Consider the following 18,593-nt stretch of genomic DNA (forward strand, 5'->3'; position numbering starts at 1 on the left):
TGTGCCAGGAAACGGCAGGCAAAGCCTGCATTGAAGGAGAATAGCCATGCGCCACGCAAAAGCCGGCCGCAAGCTGAATAGAACCGCCAGCCACCGCAAGGCGATGTTTGCCAACATGGCAGCTTCGCTGATCGAACACGAGCAGATCGTTACGACCCTGCCGAAGGCCAAGGAAATCCGCCCGATCGTCGAGAAGCTCGTCACGCTCGGCAAGCGCGGTGACCTGCACGCTCGCCGTCAGGCGATCTCGCAGATCCGCGACGCCGCCGTCGTTTCGAAGCTGTTCGACACGATCGCATCGCGCTACGCCACCCGCAACGGCGGCTACCTGCGCATCATGAAGGCGGGCTTCCGCCACGGCGATAACGCCGCGCTCGCCGTCATCGAATTCGTCGACCGCGACGTCTCGGCAAAGGGTGCGAAGGATCTCGCCCGCGTTGCCGCAGAAGCTGAAGCTGCCGAAGCAGCCTAAGCCGATCGAAGGCAGAGAAACAAAAGCGGCCGGGTGGCGATCACCCGGCCGCTTTTTCTATGGGCTGCCGTCTGACCGGCCCATTGGCCGCCTGACGTTTGCGGCGCAGATAGGGCTTGCGCACCAGCCGCCAGGCGATGAGCATGGCGACCAGCCCCAGATAGAGCATCTGCTCGGGGCCCACGACCTTCACCGACATCGAAAAATGCAGGGCGCCGGCAGCGGCGATGACATAGGCGAGCCGGTGCAGCGTATTCCACCGGGTCCCGAGCCTGCGAATCGACCAATTGTTGGACGTTATTGCCAGCGGGATCAACATCACGAGCCCGGCCATGCCGATGGTGATGAACGGGCGCCGGCCGATATCGGTGAGGATCGCCGGAATGTTCAGCACCTGATCGAGCAGCATGTAGGCGAGAAAGTGCATCAGCACGTAATAGAAGGCGAGCAGTCCGAGTGCCCGGCGGTAGCGAAGCCAATTGATGCCGAAAATGTCGCGGATCGGCGTGATCGCCAGGGTCGCGACGAGAAAGCGAAGCGCCCAGAGACCAAGCAGGTGTTCGAATTCCTTGACCGGATTTCCAGGGAGTTGCCCGGTGGCGCCGAGATAGAAACCGTAGCCTGCCGGCAGCAGGCCCAGGCCATAAAGTGCCCATACCGAGGCCGAGTGGTAGCGTTTCGGGAGGGCAGGCAGATGGACCATGATCAATAATTCGCTCTGAGGTCCATGCCGGCATAGAGGCTGGCAACCTCATCGGCATAGCCATTGAAGGGCAGGGTGTCGCGACGATTGGAGCCGAAGAAGCCACCGCCACCGATGCGGTTCTCCGTCGCCTGGCTCCAGCGCGGGTGATCGACGGCCGGGTTGACGTTGGCGTAGAAGCCGTATTCGTGCGGGGCCGAGAGGTTCCAGGTGGAGGGCGGTTGCGTTTCGGTGAGCGAAATCCGCACGATCGACTTGATCCCCTTGAAGCCATATTTCCACGGAGTAACGAGCCGGATCGGCGCCCCGTTCTGGTTGGGAAGGGTCTTGCCGTAGACGCCGACGGACAAGAGAGTGAGCGGGTGGCGGGCTTCATCCAGCCTCAACCCTTCGCGATAGGGCCAGGGCAGCGGCTGAAAGAAGCCGGATTGGCCCGGCATCTCCGCGGGGCGCACGACCGTTTCGAACGAAACATACTTGGCGCTGCCAAGCGGCTCGACCCTGTCGAGCAGGGTCGAAAGCTGGAAGCCGGTCCAGGGGATCACCATCGACCATGCCTCGACGCAGCGCATGCGATAGACGCGTTCCTCGATCGGGAACTTCAGCAGGTCTTCCAGCCCGAACTCCTGCGGCTTGCCGACGAGGCCGTCGACCTTCACCGTCCAGGGCGTTGGTTTGAAATTGCCGGAATTGGCGGCGGGATCGCCCTTGCCGGTCCCGAATTCATAGAAGTTGTTGTAGCCCGTGACGTCGGCCTCCGGGGTCAGATCCTCGTCGACGACGTACTTGCCTTTCGGTGCGCTGAGCGCAGCCGCCATACCTGAACTGCTTCCGGCGAGGAGGATGCCTCCGGCGGCAACGCCCAGGAATGCGCGACGGTTGATGAAGATATTCTCCGGGGTGATTTCGGAGGAAACGATTCGCGGTGGACGATAGGATGGCATGGTCTTATCCGAGAGCGGTTTATGAGCCTGGGCTTGTAAGAACTCAGCAGACTTTCGATCACCGTGAAAGGGGTGCCGAACCACGTTTTCGTGCGTAGCGCGTGAAGCCGGCAAGTTTGCGTATCTTGCGCCAACATTTGCCTTTTTTCCCGCGAAATCCTATCTGAACGTAGCCGCGACGAATAGGAGAATGCTTCACATGATCGTTAGTCGAAGAGCGCTTGCCGCGCTCGTCATTGCTGTTTCTCTTGCCTGTCCGGCATTGGCTGAAGAGGCCAAGACCGTTCCACAGTCGCGCACCGAAATGCAGCTTTCCTTCGCGCCGCTCGTCAAGCAGACGGCAAATGCGGTCGTCAATGTCTACGCCGAACGGGTCGTCGAGCGCCGCTCGATCTTTTCCGGCGATCCCTTCTTCGAGGAATTCTTCGGTCAGCGGATGCCGAACCGTTCGGAAAAGCAATCCTCGCTCGGCTCCGGCGTGATCGTCGGCAAGAACGGCATCGTCGTGACCAACAATCACGTGATCGAGGGCGCCGACGACATCAAGGTGGCGCTGGCAGATGGCCGCGAGTTTCCGTGCAAGATCGTGCTCAAGGATGACCGGCTCGACCTTGCGGTGCTGAAGATCCAGTCGGACGGCCCGTTCGAGATCGTCCCGCTCGGTGATTCCGATGCGGTCGAAGTCGGTGATCTCGTTCTGGCGATCGGCAATCCCTTCGGCGTCGGCCAGACGGTAACGAGCGGCATCGTCTCGGCACTCGCGCGCAACCAGGTCTCGTCGGGCGATTTCGGCTTCTTCATCCAGACGGATGCGGCAATCAACCCGGGCAATTCCGGCGGAGGCCTCATCGATATGAATGGCCAGCTCATCGGCATCAATACCGCGATCTTCTCCAAGGGCGGGGGCTCGAACGGCGTCGGCTTCGCCATTCCAGCCAATCTGGTGAAGGTCTTCGTCGCCTCCGCCGAAGGCGGCAACGGCACCTTCGTCCGTCCCTTCATCGGCGCAAGCTTCGAACCGGTGACCTCTGAAGTCGCCGAGGCTCTTGGTCTCAACCGCGCCCGTGGCGCGCTGGTGACTGCTGTCGTGGCGGGTGGCCCGGCCGAACAGGCGGGCATCAAGCCCGGGCAGGTGATCACCGCCGTCAACGGCATCGACGTCGAGCACCCGGATGCACTCGGCTACCGCTTGACGACGGTCGGAATCGGTCACGAAGCCCGCGTCACCGTATCGGAAAACGGCAAAACCCGTGACGTGACGCTGAAGCTCGATCGGGCGCCCGAGACGTCGCCGCGCGACGAACGGTTGATCGAAGGGCGCAACCCCTTCGCCGGCGCGGTCGTCGCCAACCTGTCGCCGCGCCTTGCCGACGAGTTGCGCATGTCGACCTCGCTGCAAGGGGTCGTCGTCATGGAGGTCAACCGCGGCTCGCCTGCGGCACGCATCGGCCTGGAGCCGAAGGACATCGTGCGTTCGGTCAACGGCACCGCAATCGACACGTCCAAGACATTGGAGCATGTGCTGGCCGATGATGCCTCCTTCTGGCGCGTCGAAATCGAGCGGGACGGCCAACTTATCCGTCAGTTCTTCCGATGAGCGATCTCTTCTCCGCCTCCGAACCTCCTGAGATGGCGTCGGCAAGACCGCTTGCCGACAGGCTTCGTCCGCGCACGCTTGCCGAAGTCACCGGCCAGGAGCACCTGACCGGGGACGATGGCGTGCTGTCGCGCATGATCGCGTCGGGTTCTCTCGGATCGATGATCTTCTGGGGGCCGCCGGGTACCGGCAAGACGACCGTGGCGCGGTTGCTTTCGGGGGAGGCGGGGCTCGCCTTCGAGCAGATCTCTGCCATCTTCTCCGGTGTCGCCGATCTTAAGAAGGTGTTCGAAGCGGCGCGCGCGCGGCGCATGTCCGGCCGGCAGACCCTGCTGTTCGTCGACGAGATCCACCGCTTCAATCGCGCCCAGCAGGATAGCTTCCTGCCCGTCATGGAAGACGGCACCGTCATTCTCGTCGGTGCGACGACGGAAAACCCGTCCTTCGAGCTCAATGCCGCTCTGTTGTCCCGCGCCCGCGTGTTGACGTTCAAGCCGCATGGCGAAGACAGCATCCAGGAGCTGCTGTCGCGAGCCGAGCAGGCGGAAGGCAAGACGCTGCCGCTCGATGTGGATGCGCGTGCCAGCCTGATCCGCATGGCAGATGGCGATGGCCGGGCGGCACTGACACTGGCCGAGGAAGTCTGGCGGGCGGCCCGGCGCGACGAAATCTTCGATGCGGCAGCACTTCAGAATATCGTGCAAAGGCGGGCCCCGGTCTACGACAAGGGCCAGGACGGCCACTACAATCTGATCTCCGCACTGCATAAGTCGGTACGAGGCTCCGATCCGGATGCTGCCCTCTATTACCTCTGCCGTATGTTCGACGCTGGCGAGGACCCGCTTTATCTTGGGCGGCGCCTGGTGCGCATGGCGGTCGAAGACATCGGCCTTGCCGACCCTCAGGCGCTGGTGATCTGCAACGCCGCCAAGGACGCCTATGATTATCTCGGTTCGCCGGAGGGCGAACTGGCGCTCGCCGAAGCCTGCGTCTATCTGGCGACCGCGCCGAAGTCGAATGGCGTTTACACCGCCTATAAGGCGGCGATGCGCGCCGCCAAGGAGAACGGCTCGCTGCTGCCGCCGAAGCACATCCTCAATGCACCGACCAAGCTGATGAAAGGCGAAGGCTACGGCGACGGCTATCGTTACGATCACGACGAACCGGATGCTTTCTCTGGCCAGGATTATTTTCCGGAAAAGATGGGCCGCCAGACGTTCTACGACCCGCCGGAGCGCGGTTTCGAGCGCGAAATCCGCAAGCGGCTGGAATGGTGGGCGAAACTGCGCCGGGAGCGCAATGCTCCCTAGCGCCTATCCAGGAAAGCGTAAGATCGCTTCCCTTGCGAAATACCTGGCTCGCCGGAACCCCGCTTGTGTTCAAGGAATGCGTGAAGCGACCTAGCTTTGCCACCGGTGCAGAGCTGATCTGCCCGTGAGTGCCTTGCTGTCGGTACCGGGGTGTGAGATAGAGCCTGCATTGCAGACGGCTGCACGGTTCGCAAAGTCGATACCGAACATCCGCGGGGACGGCCTCGCTCCAACCTTGGGAGTTTGACATGGCCTGGTTCCTTCTTCTGCTTGCCGGTTTCCTCGAAATCGGCTGGGCAATCGGTCTCAAATACACGGATGGCTTTACGCGCGTCACGCCGACGATCCTGACAGTAGGGTCGATGATCCTCAGTATCGTGCTGCTTGGTCTTGCCGTGCGCAGCCTGCCTCTCGGCACGGCCTACGCGGTCTGGACCGGTATCGGCACCGTCGGCACGGTCATCCTCGGCATCTTCCTGTTCGCTGAGCCGGCGACCTTCATCCGCCTCGGCTGCATCGCGCTCATCGTCAGCGGTATTGCCGGGCTGAAGCTCGCTGCCTAACGCTGCGTACTGCATTGTCGTAGCGTCAGGCTCTCGAAGCGGCAGCATAGTTACAAACGAAGCGGGCTGCGCGTCATGAAGGACGCGCAGCCCGCAATCGTATTCGGCGATATCGCGTTCTCTCTTAACGCAGGGCGTCGAGCACCGCGGCGGTCGCCTGCATTTCCTGCCAGCGGTTCTCCCGCCGGCGGAAGGCCTCTTCGTCGGTTCCCCAATGCTCGATCTGCCAGTCCTCGTCCACATGCGCGGCCGTCCAGGCCTCTTCGGCGGAGAGCCTGCCCGAGGCGAAGGCGAGCGCCAGCAGGGCCGAGCCCGTCAGGCTCGTCACCGTGTGGATGCAGGTGAGGCCGAGCGGCGTTGCGAAGGCACGCAAGCCTTCCGCATAGGCAGCGAGCGCTTCTTCCGGCTGTTCCTGATGGATCACGCCTTCGGCAAGGATGAAGCGGGCGCCGAGCGTTTGTTGCGCCCAATCGAGCACCGGATTCCAGATCTCGTTCTGGCGGGCGACGAGACCTGCCGGACTGTCGGCGCGGTAGCAGAGCATATCGGTTCCGGCGAAGCGCAGGATGTCGTCGAAGACCGAGCGCTGGTCCTTGGCGACGCCGTCGAGCGCCGTGTTGACGATGCGGGTGACCGGCATCTGGCCAGGGTCGATGACCTCGGTCTGTGCTTCCCATTCGGCGGCGAGAATCTCTGCGAGCTTCAGCGTCGGCACGGCAAGCGGCTGTTTTGCCGGCGTGCGCACCGTCCGGCCATCGAGCAGCACGCTGTACGTATCTCCGTCGGCTGCAGCGACGCTGACCTCTTTGTAGAAGCGCTTCGGCAGCGGTTTCAACATCTGGATCTGTGCGCGGCGGACCGGATCCTCGTGGCTCATCGCACCGCTGAGTTCGTCGCGAATATCAGGCATGATTGTGTTCCATCCATTCAATGATGTCAGCCGGCGTCTGGGCAACGAAATCCGCGCCTGCCTCAATGAGATCAGGGACGGACGCATAACCCCAGGCGACGCCGATGGCGGCGGCACCGGCTGCCTTGGCCATCTGCATGTCGTAGATCGCGTCGCCGATGACGACCGTATCCTTCGCATCGATGCCGGCTTCCGAGCAGCACTCCGTCACCATTGCCGGATGCGGCTTGGAGGGGCAATCGTCGGCCGTACGGGAAACGAAGAAGATGCTGTCGAAGCCGTGGGTTGCCGCGATATGGGTCAGGCCGCGCCGCGACTTTCCGGTGACGGCGCCGATCACTAGTTCATTGCGCGACGAGAGCGTCTGCATCATGTCGGCGATGCCCGGAAACAACAGCTCCTGGAAGCCGGCTTCGCCGCGCACGCCGGCGAAAATCGCCTTATAGTGTGCCGTCATCGCCAACGCCAGGTCGTCGACGTGCTCGCGGCCGAGCAGGCGGGCAATGGCGATGTCGAGTGTCAGGCCGATGATGCCCTTGGTCGCCGAAAGGGGCGGGCGCTCGAGATCGAACGCTTGAAAGGTGCGCGCCATCACTTCATGGATCAGGCCACCGCTGTCGACCAGTGTCCCGTCACAGTCGAAGAGAGCCAGTTTCATCAGTCTTCCTCGCTCGCAGCATTCTCGTCGAAACCGAGCAGGTTCCAGCTCTGCACCATGTGCGGCGGCAACGGCGCGGTCACCTGCAGACGACCGCCGTTCGGATGCGGGATGTCGATGTGCCGGGCATGCAGGTGCAACCGGTTCTGAATACCGCCCGGGAACGACCAGTTGATGTCGGCCTCGAAATATTTGGGATCGCCGATGATCGGATGACCGATATGGGCTGCGTGCACGCGCAGCTGATGGGTGCGGCCGGTATAGGGCTCCATCTCCAGCCAGGCGAGGTTCTGGCCGGCCTGTTCGACGATCCGGTAGTAGGAGATCGCGTGATCGGCGCCGTCGTCGCCGTGCTTGGCAATACGCATGCGGTCGCCATCCGGCGTCTGTTCCTTGACGAGCCAGGTGGATATCCGGTCTTCACGCTTGCGCGGCACGCCTTTCACCAGGGCCCAATAGGTCTTCTTGGTGTCACGCTCGCGGAAGGCGGCCGTCAGTTGTTGGGCAGCACCGCGGGTGCGGGCGATCACCAGCACGCCCGAGGTGTCGCGGTCGAGCCGGTGCACCAGGCGCGGCTTTTCACCCTTCTGGTTGGTCCAGGCCTCGAGCATCTTGTCGATATGACGGTTGACGCCGGAGCCGCCCTGGACGGCAAGGCCGGCAGGCTTGTTCAGCACGATGACCTTCGCATCCTCGTGCAGCACCATCCGCGACAGAAGCTCGCCATCCGGAGAATGCCTGAGATCGCGGCCACCGATCGGGCCGGTCTTGGTTTCCTTCGGGTCGACGCCGAGCGGCGGAATGCGGATCGTCTGGCCGGGCTGGATGCGGGTGTCGGATTTGGCGCGCGCGCCATCGACGCGAATCTGGCCGGAGCGCAAGAGCTTCTGCAGCGGACCGAAGCCCAGCCCGGGAAAGTGCACCTTGAACCAGCGGTCGAGGCGCATGCCGGCCTCGTCACCATCTACTTGTCTGTGTTCTATACCTGCCATTTGAGCGAACCTGCCTTCTGTTTCCGCAGCGTCGCGCGTCAGTCCGAAGCTCCTGCGCTGGGAAGGACGCAGGAAAACGCTTCAGGCGCGCAGGGCTGCCATAATCCTTTAGCCGCTGCATAACGATGCCCTCGAAGCGATGACGGTCGAGGACCAATGCAGTAACGCGCCGCGTTTCTCTTCGGAGACGCAGCGCCTGTAGGAGCAGCCTTTAGACTATTGCGCGCACCAGAGCCAGCCCGCAGAAGACCGCCAAGATCGAAAGCGCGACGCTGGCGATGATATAGACGATGGAGAGCATGACATCGCCGCGCTCGGCGAGCGTGATTGCGTCCAGTGAGAAGGCGGAGAAGGTCGTGTAACCACCGAGAACACCGGTGATGAGGAACACGCGCATTTCCGGCGACGCGCCGAACTTGCGCATGATCATCTCCGCCAACAGACCGATCAGGAACGAGCCTGTGATATTGACCCCGAGGGTGCCCCACGGGAAGCTGGGCCCGAAGCGGTGGATAGCCCAGAGACCGGCGATGTAGCGCAAGATCGAGCCGATCGCGCCACCGGCGCCGACGAGAAAGAGGTGGGTCATCAGTCGCTCCGGGTCAAATCGGCTCAGGCCAGCCGGTCGGCATGCCACTTCAGATGATCGTCCATGAAGGTCGAGATGAAGTAATACGAGTGGTCGTAGCGCTCATGCATGCGCAGCGTCAGATCGATGCCTGTGCCCTTCACTGCGTCTTCGAACAGCCAGGGGCGCAATCCGTTTTCGAGGAAGCTGTCTGCCTTGCCCTGGTCGATCAGGAATTCGGGGAAGCGTGCGCCGTCCTGGACGAGGGCGCAGGCATCATATTGCCGCCAGGCTGCGCGATCGGTTCCAAGGTACTTCTCGAAGGCGCCGATCGACCAATCAGCCGTCGAAGGCTCGACGATCGGCGCGAATGCCGAGCAGCTCCTGAAGCGGTCCGGGTGTTTGAGTGCGATCGTCATCGCACCGTGGCCGCCCATTGAATGTCCGAAGATCCCCTGGCGGCTCATGTCCATGCGAAAGTGCTGGCTGACATAGGCGGGCAGCTCTTCGGTGATGTAGGTGTACATCTGATAATGCTCGACCCAGGGCTTCTCGGTGGCGTCGAGATAGAACCCGGCACCTTTGCCCATCTGCCAATTCGTCAACTCGTCGGGCACGTCGGCGCCGCGCGGGCTGGTGTCCGGGCAGACGATGATGAGACCGAGTTCGGAGGCCATGCGCCGGTATTCGCCCTTCTCCATGACGTTCGCATGCGTGCAGGTGAGGCCGGACAGGTACCAGACGACCGGCCTCGGCTCCTTGATCGCCTGTGGCGGCACGAAAACGGCGAAGGTCATCTCACCCTTGCAGGCCTCGGACTCGTGCGAAAAGACGCCCTGCATGCCGCCGAAGGCGGTGTTTTGCGAAAGGACTTTCATGGGATGCTCCTTGGATAATGATGCTCAGCCGGCAAGCTGCACGGCCGCGTTGACGGCGGCGGCGACGAGCACGGTGTTGAAGAAGAACGAAACGACGGCGTGCATCAGGTTGATACGCCGCATGGTCGTAGTCGTGATGGCGACATCAGATGTTTGCGCCGTCATGCCGACGACGAAGGAAAAATAGAGGAAGTCATAACCGCCAGGATCGGGGGTCCCGGGAAAATCGAGGCCGCGCGCCGGCTCCGCCGCCTGCTGATTCTGGTCAGCCACCCAGTAGACATGGGCATAGTGCATGGCGGCCATCATGTGGATCGTCGCCCAGCCAAGCACGACGGAGGCAAAGGCGAGGGCGAGGGCCAGTGCGGAGCCCGTTTGCTGGGCGTTGAGCGCAATGAACAGCGAGACGAGTGCAGTTGCGGCGGCCGCGAATGTTACAAGGAAGATGACGGCTTCCGGCTCGTCGGTGTTGCGGGCATGCGTTTTCAGATGTCTGCCCGTCATCATTCGCAAGCGCCGCCAACTCATGAAGAGATAGACGCAGAAAAAGGTGATGGCAGCGACCACGAGGACAAAGGGGCGCGCAACGAACCAGAGGACTGGTACGGTCAGAACTCCGCAGAAGAGGGCGGTGTAGAAGGGCCAGTGCCTGAGCCTTGTCGTCGCTTTCATTGAAATGCCCCTGCGATTGCGGTTGCCCGCGGGCTTGCTCGTCGCGCCGTCATTTTTTCGACTGGCGTGCGAGTCGGTCAAGTGTTTCAAGAAAGGCAGAGCGATCCCGTGGGGTGAAGGCGGCGTTGTAGCCCTTGCTCTCGCCGGTTTCGCGCAGATGTTGGCCAAGATCACGCATGGCGGACGCCATGCCGATATTGGTCTTGTCGAAGAGGCGGCCCGAAGGACCGGTGACCAGCGCGCCGGCGACAACGCAGCGCGCGGCCAGCGGCACGTCGGCGGTGACGACAATATCGCCCTCATGCGCCCGTTCCGCGATCCAATTGTCCGCGGCGTCGAAGCCCGCCGAGACGATGACGTTGTGCACCATCGGGTCGCGCGAAGGACGCAGGCCGGAATTGGCGACGAAAGTCACCTCAATTTCATGGCGCTCGGCCACTTTCAGGATTTCCGCCTTCACCGGGCAGGCATCGGCATCGACATAGATCATCTTGAATCTGTTTCTTAACGGGACTGAAAAAGGCGCCGGAAATCAATCGACTCCGGCGCCGTTCTGAATCGGACTGTGAAGCAATTCCAGGAAAAGTGCGAAGCGGTTTTCCGTCCGGGATTGCGTCAATCGAGTTGTGAAACAATTCCAGGAAAAATGTGAAGTGGTTTCCGCCCGGAATTGCGTCACTTGGCGGTTAGTAAAGCACGACCGAGCGGATGCTTTCGCCGGAGTGCATCAGCTCGAAGCCCTTGTTGATGTCTTCGAGCGGCATCACGTGGGTGATCATCGGGTCGATCTCGATCTTGCCCTGCATGTACCAGTCGACGATGGCAGGCACATCGGTGCGGCCGCGGGCGCCGCCGAAGGCGGTGCCCATCCACTGACGGCCGGTGACGAGCTGGAATGGCCGGGTCGAGATCTCCTGGCCGGCGCCGGCGACGCCGATGATCACCGACTTGCCCCAGCCCCGGTGGGCCGATTCCAGCGCCTGGCGCATCACCTTGGTGTTGCCGGTGCAGTCGAAGGTGTAGTCGGCGCCACCGATCAGGTCGCCATGGCGTTTCGTCATGTTGACGAGATAGGGCACGATGTCGTCGCCGACCTCCTTGGGGTTGACGAAGTGGGTCATGCCGAACTTCTCGCCCCAGGCCTTCTTGTCGTTGTTGAGATCGACACCGATGATCATGTCGGCGCCGGCAAGCCTGAGGCCCTGGATGACGTTGAGGCCGATGCCGCCGAGACCGAAGACGATCGCGGTCGCGCCGATCTCCACCTTGGCGGTGTTGATGACCGCGCCAATGCCGGTGGTGACGCCGCAGCCGATGTAGCAGATCTTGTCGAAGGGCGCGTCCGGGTTGACCTTGGCAACGGCGATCTCCGGCAGCACCGTGTAGTTGGCGAAGGTCGAGCAGCCCATATAGTGGTGGATCTTGTCCTTGCCGATCGAGAAGCGCGAGGTGCCGTCGGGCATCAGGCCCTGGCCTTGCGTCGCGCGGATCGCGGTGCAGAGATTGGTCTTGCGGCTAAGGCAGGAATAGCACTCGCGGCACTCGGGCGTGTAGAGCGGGATGACGTGATCGCCCTTCTTCACGCTCGTGACGCCCGGGCCGACGTCGACGACGATGCCGGCGCCCTCATGGCCGAGGATCGCCGGGAACAGGCCCTCCGGATCGGCGCCCGACAGGGTGAAGTCGTCGGTGTGGCAGATCCCGGTGGCCTTGACCTCGATCAGCACCTCGCCGGCCCGCGGGCCGTCGAGCTGAACCGTCATGACCTCGAGCGGCTTGCCGGCCTGAACGGCAACGGCGGCGCGTACGTCCATTTAATTTCTCCCTTGAGCAAAAATGGTTTCGGGCCACCAGGACGGCGGCCCGTTGGAATCGGTAATAGCTAACGAATGTTCTGTTGAACGCGATTGAGTTCCATCTCAAGAGCCGCGATGGCCTTGCCCGTCTGTTCATGCAGCTTCTTGATCAGTGCAAGCTGCTCGCGAAGACTGTCGCGCTCGTCGTCGCACGTGTCTGAATCCGGGGCCTTGCCGAGGCCGGCAATCAGCCAGGCGGGCGTAACGCCCAGCACGCCGGCCAGCAGAAACAGCCGGTTCGTCCGGGGTTCGGCGCGATCGCGCTCCCAGGCTGAGACCGTTTCAGCGCGCACTCCAAGCTGGTCTGCAAGATCCTTGGTGCTGAGGTTGGCGGCATCGCGCGCCCTCCAGATGCGTCCACCCAGCGTGTCACCGTCGCTGGTGTCTCGCAGGCGAGCAATCATCGTTTCGGTGGACAAGCGCATGGATATCTCCTTTGCCACGGTTACGTTCAAAGGTCCCGGAGATCCGGCAGACAGCCGCTTTTGATTTCCGGGGCGGAAGATGGTCCTGAACTTATAGGCATTTGGCTGGCGAGGGACCACCCCGAAGCGCCAAAAACACCGTCAATTGCGGCTTACTGCATGTCTCTTTAGACCGACTTCGATTCGAGGACGAAGACAGGCAGCAAATCAAAGTGCTACAGCGACCTTTGCGCATCTGATAAAACGCGCGGCGCTGCGGGCGCGGATAGTTCGTTCTCCGTCTTGTCTTCTGCCGTTGAAAACCACAGCGCTGCCACTAATCTGCCGCGGCCAACCGGAGCTTTCCCATGACCGACGTCCGAACCGCGGCTGCCGAGCCTGCCAATACCGTGATGCAAGGCGTCGCCATCATGCTCTTTGCGATGGTCATCTTGCCCGGCATGGATGTGATCGCGAAATATATGGCCGTTTATGAAGGCATGTCGCCCGGCCAGGTAACCTTCTATCGCTTCTTCTTCCAGCTGGTGGCGACGTTGCCCATGCTTCTCGGCGCCGGCGGCCTGCGCGCGCTGAAGCCGAAGCGTCCCTGGGCCAATCTGCTGCGCGGCGTGCTGCTGGCGACCGCCGCCTTGTTCTTTTTCATTTCCGTGAAATACATGCCTTTGGCCGACACCTTTGCCATCTACTTCGTCGAGCCCTTCATCCTCACCTGCCTTTCGGCCGTGTTTCTCAAGGAGAAGGTCGGCTGGCGGCGCTGGCTGGCGATCGTCGTCGGCTTCGGTGGGGCGATGATCGTCATCCAGCCGAGCTTCGCGGTATTCGGCCTGACGGCATTGCTGCCGGTTGCCTGCGCCTTTGTGTTTGCCTGCTATCTGCTTCTCAATCGTGCGGTCGGTACCGGCGACTCGCCGCTGGCGATGCAGACCATCGCCGGTATCGGCGGCACATTGATGATGGCGCTGGTGATCCTGATCGGCAACGGCATGGGGAGTGCGGACTTCGTGCCGTCCTTGCCCCATTCGGCACTTGGGTGGACGCTGGTGGTCGTGCTCGGCACGCTTTCCGGCTACGGCCACCTGCTTGTCGTCAAGGCCTTCAGAGCGGCGCCTGTCTCCTTGCTGGCGCCATTCCACTATTTCGAGATCGTCACGGCGACGGCGCTCGGCTATCTCATCTTCGGAGACTTCCCATCGCTTTCCAAATGGCTCGGCATCGCCATTATCGTCGGCTCTGGCCTCTTCATCATCTGGCGCGAGCGGCAGGCCGGGCGACGGGCAGCAAACTAGGCGGGTTCAGGCCCCGTCGCTCTTCGTCGGGCCGAACACGCTCTCGAAGGCTTCGCGCAGACGGATGTCCACGTCCGGCATCATGACCGGCAGACCAAGGTCGACGAGGCTCGTGACACCATAACCGCGGATACCGCAGGGCACGATGCCGCCGAAATGGTCGAGGTCCGGATCGACGTTCAGCGCGAAGCCGTGAAAGCTCACCCATTTGCGCAGGCGGATCCCGATTGCGGCAATCTTGTCTTCTGCCATGGACCCATCGGGCAGGGCTGGCTTTTCCGGGCGGCGAACCCAGACGCCGACCCGATCCTCGCGGCGCTCGCCTCTGACATTCATGGAATCGAGCGTGGAGATGACGACGCTCTCCAGCGCGGCGACGAAGGCGCGCACGTCCTGTCGCCGGCGCTTGAGGTCGAGCATGACGTAAACGACGCGCTGTCCCGGACCATGATAGGTGTATTCGCCGCCGCGACCGGTCGCGAAAACCGGAAAGCGATCTGGTATCACCAGGTCGGCGGCATCGGCGCTGGTTCCGGCCGTATAAAGCGGCGGATGCTCGACCAGCCAGACGAGTTCGTCGGCCGTTCCGGCGGCGATCGCGGCGGCTTCCCGCTCCATCAATTCGACGGCCTGTGGATAACCGACCAGTTCGGAGGCGATCCGCCAGCGAACCGGCGGTGATTCCGGAGGGGCGAACATGTCCTGGCTCAGATTTTCACGCTGCATTCGCTCGGCATTCCTGTTTTTCAGAGCCTGTACATGGGACTGCGTGAGACAAGAGTCCAGCGTTTCCACGGCTTCCCGAGCGGGCTGTTGAAATAGTTTCAATTCCCGTCAAATTTCTGTCGTCATCCTCTTGTGCCCCCCAGGGGCTTTTGCTACATGCAGCCGCGTCGGCGCAAGTCGGCACCTACCACGATGCGGTCGTGGCGGAATTGGTAGACGCGCAGCGTTGAGGTCGCTGTGGGGCAACCCGTGGAAGTTCGAGTCTTCTCGACCGCACCAAAAAAACCCGGCTTCGGCCGGGTTTTTTGTTTTTTATCTTCAGCTTAGCGAAACGGCGTTTTGCCCGCGCTGCACGTTTCCGATCAAGGGCAGGCGTTCGACAAGGGGGACGGAGCGTGTTCGCCTTGCTCGCGATTGGTCGAGAGCTGCCGCGATGCAAACGGCCGGTCCCGGCGCGGTGGCCGATAGCGTGCGTGCGCACTTGGTCTGCGAGAGGCGGCCGGGCCCTGGCCTCTTCACACCGAAATGCGACGGCTGCTGCGTTCCGTCGCGATCGTCCGAATTGTGCACAGCGGTCCCTTGTGCACCTCGGGGGCTTTTGCTAAATGCAGCCCCGCCGGCGCGAGTCGGCAGCTACCACGATGCGGTCGTGGCGGAATTGGTAGACGCGCAGCGTTGAGGTCGCTGTGGGGCAACCCGTGGAAGTTCGAGTCTTCTCGACCGCACCAAAAAAACCCGGCTTCGGCCGGGTTTTTTGTTTGTAATCCAATAGTTAGCTTTGAACACGCGCATGGACGGACCTGTCCCGGCGCCTTGCGTTCGTCTGTACCGTCGATCGCAAGGCGCCATTGAGGTCGAACACGACCCCGCGGCTCTCGTCAGCTGTTGCCGGCCGGCCCGCTCTGGTCCATGCGGCGCCGGACGAGCTTGTAGCTGTGATCGGGCTGAACCTCGTAGGTTTCGTAGACCATTTGCCCTTCATACATGAAGCGGTTCTGGACCATCGTGCCGGGAGCGGCCTGCGTCTTTCTCTTGCTCGCGTTCTCGCCGTAGGTCAGGCTTTCGGGCAGGGGTTCAAGACTCTGCTGGGCACTGTTGCAACCGGCAAGAGCCAGGAGGCCGATGACTGCAAGATATTTTGGCTTCATTGTCAGATCCTTGGTGGAGTCATTTGATACTGTCTACGGGGCACGGCTCTAGCCGCGTGTCTGTTCCCTTGTCAGCTTTTCGAATTTCTTGATCGCCCGATCGCGTTTCAGGCGCGAGAGGCGCTGGGTCCAGAATATGCCGTCGAGCTGGTCGATCTCGTGCTGCAGGCAAATCGCCATCAGCCCTTCGGCCTCTTCTTCGATTGTTTCGCCGGAGAGTGCCTGAAAGCGAACCCGCACTGCTTGCGGACGTTCGACGTCTTCCGTGACCCCTGGCATCGAAACACTGCCTTCCGCATGTTTCATGAGCTGGGCAGAGTGCCAGACGATCTCCGGATTGACGTAGATCCTAACACCGCTCTCCTGATCGAGCTCGATCACGGTCACCCGCTGAAGGACACCAATATGCGGCGCGGTGATACCTATACCCGGTGCCGCTCGCATCGTGTCGAGAAGATCGCCCGCAAGGGCCTCGAGCGTCGCGTCAAAGCGGGTGACGCTGTCCGCCTTCCGGCTCAGCATTTGGTCTGGAAAGCGCACAATGGGGCGGATCGCCATCAGATATTCCTCGACTGCAGCGGTCTGGGGCGGCGTGGTCGTCCCGTCGAGGAACGCAAGAGGCGCCGTAAACCTTGAGCTGCTGTTTCGCTCGCTGAAATCGATTCCGGCTCCAGGGAACGAAGAAAATTGCTAACCGATCATGCGCTCGATGTCGACTGTATCGAGATGCGGCCGGTTTCTTATGTATTTGCAACAGCTTGAATAAATCTGTTGTTGCCACACGCGGGGTGATAACTGTGCTGTGGACCTCGGCGGGGCTTTGCGGTAGCAGGCTCTAGAGCCCGACTCCGGACCACGGCGGCGGAAGAAGGCCAGCCAACCGTCAGTGACGCATTCTTTCCGGTCTGCAAAGATGGACCACCGGAAAGCAGCAATCGTTTCGAGGGCGCCCATGAGCAATATCGGCGACGACGACAGCGGTCTCGAAGACGTCAAGACCTTTGACGGTTCGGACATCTATGCCGACGACGGTTCGGTCCGTTCCGATTTCCTCATGCATGTCGGCGCGGCGATTGCCGATCGCGACACGATCTATCTGCGCCAGCACGTTGCCGGCCTGCATTCTTCGGAGCTCGGCGACCTGCTCGAGGCGATCCAGCCGGAGCAGCGTCTGGCGCTGGTCTCGCTGCTCGGCAAGGAGTTCGACCTTTCGGCGCTGACCGAGGTCGACGAGGCGATCCGTCTCGATATCGTCGACCATATGCCGAACGAGCAGATCGCCGAAGCTATCGGCGAGATGGATTCGGACGATGCCGTCTACATTCTCGAGGATCTCGACCAGGAAGACCAGGACGAGATCCTGGCAAAGCTTCCCTTTACGGAACGGGTTCGTCTGCGCCGCTCGCTCGACTATCCCGAGAGTACGGCCGGCCGGCGCATGCAGACCGAGTTCGTGGCGGTGCCGCCGTTCTGGACCGTCGGCCAGACGATCGACTACATGCGCGAAGACGAGGACCTGCCCGAGAGCTTCACGCAGATCTTCGTCATCGATCCCACCTTCAAGCTGCTCGGTGCCGTGGACCTCGATCGCGTGCTGCGTACCAAACGCTCGGTCAAGGTCGATGCAATCATGCACGACACGAGCCACGCCATTCCTGCCGAAATGGACCAGGAAGAGGCGGCTCAGCTCTTCGAGCAGTACGACCTGCTCTCCGCGGCGGTGGTGGACGACAACGGTCGGTTGGTCGGCGTTCTCACCATCGACGACGTCGTCGACGTGATCCAGGAAGAAGCCGAGGAAGACTTGCTGCGCCTAAGCGGCGTTGGCGACGAAGAACTGTCGGACTCGGTGGCGGAAGCATCGCGCTCGCGCGTGCCCTGGCTGTTCATCAATTCCATGACGGCCTGCATCTCCGCTTCGGTCATCGGCCTCTTCGATGCGACCATTCAGCAGATCGTGGCGCTTGCCATCCTGATGCCGATCGTCGCCGGCATGGGCGGCAATGCCGGTTCGCAGACGATGACGGTCACCGTGCGCGCGCTCGCGACCCGCGGCCTCGATATTCACAACGCTCCGCGCATCATTCGGCGCGAAGCCGGGGTGGGGCTCCTCAACGGCATGATCTTCGGCACGCTGATCGGCTTGGTGGCCGGTCTCTGGTTTCAGGATCCGAACATCGGCGGCATCATCGCTACCGCGATGCTGATCAACATGATGGCCGCGGCGCTCGCCGGCATCCTCGTTCCGCTGTGCCTAGACCGCTTCGGCGCGGATCCGGCCGTCTCTTCCGCCGTCTTCGTGACCGCCATTACCGATATCACCGGCTTCTTCAGTTTTCTCGGCATAGCCACCTGGTGGTTCCACGTCACGTAAGCGCCGTTGTTTGACTTTTACGTCAAGGTCAACGATAGTGGACTTGCGAAAAATCATGGAATGGCGGCGTGAATAAATACTATAGCATCACCGAATTGACGCGGGAATTCGGCATTTCCACCCGAACGCTGCGGTTCTATGAGGACGAGGGCCTCATTCATCCCGAGCGCCGCGGACGGACGCGGCTGTTCCGGCCGGCAGATCGGCGACTGATCCAGGAAATTCTGCGTGGCCGGCGCATCGGCTTTACGATTGCCGAGATCCGCGAAATCATCCAGGTCTACAAGGACCCGCCCGGTGAAATGGGCCAGCTTCGGCTGTTGATGAGCCGCGTCGAGGAAAAGCGTGAGGAACTTCGGCAGAAGCGCAAGGATATCGAAGACACCCTGGCAGAACTCGACAATGTCGAAGAGGCGTGCCTCACGCGTCTGGCGGAGATTGGCGTCGGCACCTGATCCTCCAATTGTATTGCAGATGAGGAATTCGAAGGGTGGCGTCTGCGCCGCCTTTT

Annotated in this window: 21 protein-coding genes and 2 tRNA genes; 9 read left to right on the top strand and 14 right to left on the bottom strand. The window is 61.9% G+C overall.

Annotation, left to right across the window (positions count from 1 at the left end):
- Positions 1-46: 46 nt before the first annotated feature.
- A complete protein-coding gene (gene rplQ / locus ACQ5BM_RS23785; protein ID WP_429816708.1) occupies positions 47-472 on the top strand; it encodes a 50S ribosomal protein L17 in 426 nt (141 codons plus the stop codon).
- A gap of 40 nt (positions 473-512) precedes the next feature.
- On the opposite strand, the gene msrQ is transcribed toward rplQ, so the two are convergent.
- Together msrQ and msrP are read right to left on the bottom strand one after the other, a co-directional pair.
- Complete coding sequence (msrQ, locus tag ACQ5BM_RS23790; RefSeq protein WP_429816711.1) at positions 513-1,175, bottom strand: protein-methionine-sulfoxide reductase heme-binding subunit MsrQ; 663 nt, start codon at positions 1,173-1,175, stop codon at positions 513-515.
- A gap of 2 nt (positions 1,176-1,177) precedes the next feature.
- Entirely contained in the window at positions 1,178-2,119 is a 942-nt protein-coding gene (gene msrP / locus ACQ5BM_RS23795; protein WP_429816713.1) for a protein-methionine-sulfoxide reductase catalytic subunit MsrP, read from the bottom strand.
- A gap of 199 nt (positions 2,120-2,318) precedes the next feature.
- On the opposite strand from msrP, the gene ACQ5BM_RS23800 reads away from it, so the two are divergent.
- From ACQ5BM_RS23800 to sugE, 3 genes are all read left to right on the top strand, one after another.
- Positions 2,319-3,716 carry a DegQ family serine endoprotease gene (locus ACQ5BM_RS23800; protein ID WP_429816716.1) on the top strand — a complete coding sequence of 466 codons (1,398 nt, stop codon included), beginning with the start codon at positions 2,319-2,321 and terminating at the stop codon, positions 3,714-3,716.
- On the top strand, positions 3,713-5,026 hold the full coding sequence (locus tag ACQ5BM_RS23805; protein WP_429816719.1) for a replication-associated recombination protein A: 1,314 nt from the start codon (positions 3,713-3,715) through the stop codon (positions 5,024-5,026). The genes ACQ5BM_RS23800 and ACQ5BM_RS23805 overlap by 4 nt, the downstream gene beginning before the upstream one ends.
- A gap of 248 nt (positions 5,027-5,274) precedes the next feature.
- The gene (sugE, locus tag ACQ5BM_RS23810; protein WP_429816722.1) at positions 5,275-5,589 is read left to right on the top strand and encodes a quaternary ammonium compound efflux SMR transporter SugE; all 315 of its coding nucleotides are present in this window, start codon (positions 5,275-5,277) and stop codon (positions 5,587-5,589) included.
- 124 nt (positions 5,590-5,713) lie between these two features.
- Here the strand turns inward: sugE and ACQ5BM_RS23815 are convergent, their stop codons facing one another.
- The 9 genes from ACQ5BM_RS23815 to ACQ5BM_RS23855 all read right to left on the bottom strand — a co-directional run bounded on the left by ACQ5BM_RS23815 (position 5,714) and on the right by ACQ5BM_RS23855 (position 12,548).
- Complete coding sequence (locus tag ACQ5BM_RS23815) at positions 5,714-6,499, bottom strand: ATP12 family chaperone protein (protein WP_429816724.1); 786 nt, start codon at positions 6,497-6,499, stop codon at positions 5,714-5,716.
- The gene (locus tag ACQ5BM_RS23820) at positions 6,492-7,157 is read right to left on the bottom strand and encodes an HAD-IA family hydrolase (RefSeq protein ID WP_429816726.1); all 666 of its coding nucleotides are present in this window, start codon (positions 7,155-7,157) and stop codon (positions 6,492-6,494) included. The genes ACQ5BM_RS23815 and ACQ5BM_RS23820 overlap by 8 nt, the downstream gene beginning before the upstream one ends.
- Positions 7,157-8,149: an RluA family pseudouridine synthase gene (locus ACQ5BM_RS23825; protein WP_429816727.1), complete on the bottom strand. Its 993-nt coding sequence runs from the start codon at positions 8,147-8,149 to the stop codon at positions 7,157-7,159. The genes ACQ5BM_RS23820 and ACQ5BM_RS23825 overlap by 1 nt, the downstream gene beginning before the upstream one ends.
- A 211-nt stretch (positions 8,150-8,360) precedes the next feature.
- Positions 8,361-8,738, bottom strand: a complete 378-nt coding sequence (gene crcB, locus ACQ5BM_RS23830) for a fluoride efflux transporter CrcB (protein WP_429816729.1) — start codon at positions 8,736-8,738, stop codon at positions 8,361-8,363.
- 23 nt (positions 8,739-8,761) lie between these two features.
- Complete coding sequence (fghA, locus tag ACQ5BM_RS23835) at positions 8,762-9,595, bottom strand: S-formylglutathione hydrolase (protein ID WP_429816732.1); 834 nt, start codon at positions 9,593-9,595, stop codon at positions 8,762-8,764.
- 24 nt (positions 9,596-9,619) lie between these two features.
- A complete protein-coding gene (locus ACQ5BM_RS23840; protein WP_429816734.1) occupies positions 9,620-10,267 on the bottom strand; it encodes a DUF1345 domain-containing protein in 648 nt (215 codons plus the stop codon).
- Positions 10,268-10,316: 49 nt separating this feature from the next.
- Positions 10,317-10,757, bottom strand: a complete 441-nt coding sequence (locus tag ACQ5BM_RS23845; protein WP_429816736.1) for a YaiI/YqxD family protein — start codon at positions 10,755-10,757, stop codon at positions 10,317-10,319.
- Positions 10,758-10,953: 196 nt separating this feature from the next.
- Positions 10,954-12,081, bottom strand: coding sequence for an S-(hydroxymethyl)glutathione dehydrogenase/class III alcohol dehydrogenase (locus tag ACQ5BM_RS23850; RefSeq protein ID WP_429816738.1), 1,128 nt, complete (start codon positions 12,079-12,081; stop codon positions 10,954-10,956).
- A 68-nt stretch (positions 12,082-12,149) separates the two neighbouring features.
- A complete protein-coding gene (locus ACQ5BM_RS23855) occupies positions 12,150-12,548 on the bottom strand; it encodes a helix-turn-helix domain-containing protein (RefSeq protein WP_429816740.1) in 399 nt (132 codons plus the stop codon).
- A gap of 347 nt (positions 12,549-12,895) precedes the next feature.
- Here ACQ5BM_RS23855 and ACQ5BM_RS23860 point away from each other — a divergent pair, with 347 nt between their 5' ends.
- Positions 12,896-13,834, top strand: a complete 939-nt coding sequence (locus ACQ5BM_RS23860; RefSeq protein ID WP_429816742.1) for a DMT family transporter — start codon at positions 12,896-12,898, stop codon at positions 13,832-13,834.
- A 6-nt stretch (positions 13,835-13,840) separates the two neighbouring features.
- On the opposite strand, the gene lipB is transcribed toward ACQ5BM_RS23860, so the two are convergent.
- Entirely contained in the window at positions 13,841-14,560 is a 720-nt protein-coding gene (gene lipB / locus ACQ5BM_RS23865) for a lipoyl(octanoyl) transferase LipB (protein WP_429816745.1), read from the bottom strand.
- A 194-nt stretch (positions 14,561-14,754) separates the two neighbouring features.
- Between lipB and ACQ5BM_RS23870 the strand changes: the two genes are divergently transcribed.
- Together ACQ5BM_RS23870 and ACQ5BM_RS23875 are read left to right on the top strand one after the other, a co-directional pair.
- Positions 14,755-14,839, top strand: a tRNA-Leu gene (locus ACQ5BM_RS23870).
- 364 nt (positions 14,840-15,203) lie between these two features.
- A tRNA-Leu gene (locus tag ACQ5BM_RS23875) sits at positions 15,204-15,288 on the top strand.
- A 150-nt stretch (positions 15,289-15,438) separates the two neighbouring features.
- Here ACQ5BM_RS23875 and ACQ5BM_RS23880 read toward each other — a convergent pair.
- On the bottom strand, positions 15,439-15,708 hold the full coding sequence (locus tag ACQ5BM_RS23880) for a hypothetical protein (protein ID WP_429816748.1): 270 nt from the start codon (positions 15,706-15,708) through the stop codon (positions 15,439-15,441).
- 48 nt (positions 15,709-15,756) lie between these two features.
- Positions 15,757-16,266 carry a peptide deformylase gene (locus ACQ5BM_RS23885; RefSeq protein WP_429816751.1) on the bottom strand — a complete coding sequence of 170 codons (510 nt, stop codon included), beginning with the start codon at positions 16,264-16,266 and terminating at the stop codon, positions 15,757-15,759.
- 394 nt (positions 16,267-16,660) lie between these two features.
- On the opposite strand from ACQ5BM_RS23885, the gene mgtE reads away from it, so the two are divergent.
- Together mgtE and ACQ5BM_RS23895 are read left to right on the top strand one after the other, a co-directional pair.
- Positions 16,661-18,082 (top strand): magnesium transporter, encoded by a 1,422-nt coding sequence (gene mgtE / locus ACQ5BM_RS23890; RefSeq protein ID WP_429816754.1) that lies wholly within the window; start codon positions 16,661-16,663, stop codon positions 18,080-18,082.
- A gap of 68 nt (positions 18,083-18,150) precedes the next feature.
- Positions 18,151-18,537, top strand: a complete 387-nt coding sequence (locus ACQ5BM_RS23895) for a MerR family transcriptional regulator (RefSeq protein ID WP_113537749.1) — start codon at positions 18,151-18,153, stop codon at positions 18,535-18,537.
- Positions 18,538-18,593 lie beyond the last annotated feature (56 nt).

The organism is Ensifer sp. B1-9, assembly GCF_050474445.1.
GTDB lineage: Bacteria > Pseudomonadota > Alphaproteobacteria > Rhizobiales > Rhizobiaceae > Ensifer.

Bases quoted from the DNA above. Each gene is read 5' to 3' on its own strand.
- fghA (WP_429816732.1), bottom strand. From the start codon at position 9,595: ATGAAAGTCCTTTCGCAAAACACCGCCTTCGGCGGCATGCAGGGCGTC.
- msrQ (WP_429816711.1), bottom strand. From the start codon at position 1,175: ATGGTCCATCTGCCTGCCCTCCCGAAACGCTACCACTCGGCCTCGGTA.
- ACQ5BM_RS23850 (WP_429816738.1), bottom strand. From the start codon at position 12,081: ATGGACGTACGCGCCGCCGTTGCCGTTCAGGCCGGCAAGCCGCTCGAG.
- ACQ5BM_RS23840 (WP_429816734.1), bottom strand. From the start codon at position 10,267: ATGAAAGCGACGACAAGGCTCAGGCACTGGCCCTTCTACACCGCCCTC.
- ACQ5BM_RS23825 (WP_429816727.1), bottom strand. From the start codon at position 8,149: ATGGCAGGTATAGAACACAGACAAGTAGATGGTGACGAGGCCGGCATG.
- msrP (WP_429816713.1), bottom strand. From the start codon at position 2,119: ATGCCATCCTATCGTCCACCGCGAATCGTTTCCTCCGAAATCACCCCG.
- sugE (WP_429816722.1), top strand. From the start codon at position 5,275: ATGGCCTGGTTCCTTCTTCTGCTTGCCGGTTTCCTCGAAATCGGCTGG.
- crcB (WP_429816729.1), bottom strand. From the start codon at position 8,738: ATGACCCACCTCTTTCTCGTCGGCGCCGGTGGCGCGATCGGCTCGATC.
- mgtE (WP_429816754.1), top strand. From the start codon at position 16,661: ATGAGCAATATCGGCGACGACGACAGCGGTCTCGAAGACGTCAAGACC.
- ACQ5BM_RS23820 (WP_429816726.1), bottom strand. From the start codon at position 7,157: ATGAAACTGGCTCTCTTCGACTGTGACGGGACACTGGTCGACAGCGGT.
- ACQ5BM_RS23855 (WP_429816740.1), bottom strand. From the start codon at position 12,548: ATGCGCTTGTCCACCGAAACGATGATTGCTCGCCTGCGAGACACCAGC.
- lipB (WP_429816745.1), bottom strand. From the start codon at position 14,560: ATGCAGCGTGAAAATCTGAGCCAGGACATGTTCGCCCCTCCGGAATCA.
- ACQ5BM_RS23880 (WP_429816748.1), bottom strand. From the start codon at position 15,708: ATGAAGCCAAAATATCTTGCAGTCATCGGCCTCCTGGCTCTTGCCGGT.
- ACQ5BM_RS23885 (WP_429816751.1), bottom strand. From the start codon at position 16,266: ATGGCGATCCGCCCCATTGTGCGCTTTCCAGACCAAATGCTGAGCCGG.
- ACQ5BM_RS23805 (WP_429816719.1), top strand. From the start codon at position 3,713: ATGAGCGATCTCTTCTCCGCCTCCGAACCTCCTGAGATGGCGTCGGCA.
- ACQ5BM_RS23845 (WP_429816736.1), bottom strand. From the start codon at position 10,757: ATGATCTATGTCGATGCCGATGCCTGCCCGGTGAAGGCGGAAATCCTG.
- ACQ5BM_RS23815 (WP_429816724.1), bottom strand. From the start codon at position 6,499: ATGCCTGATATTCGCGACGAACTCAGCGGTGCGATGAGCCACGAGGAT.
- ACQ5BM_RS23860 (WP_429816742.1), top strand. From the start codon at position 12,896: ATGACCGACGTCCGAACCGCGGCTGCCGAGCCTGCCAATACCGTGATG.
- ACQ5BM_RS23800 (WP_429816716.1), top strand. From the start codon at position 2,319: ATGATCGTTAGTCGAAGAGCGCTTGCCGCGCTCGTCATTGCTGTTTCT.
- rplQ (WP_429816708.1), top strand. From the start codon at position 47: ATGCGCCACGCAAAAGCCGGCCGCAAGCTGAATAGAACCGCCAGCCAC.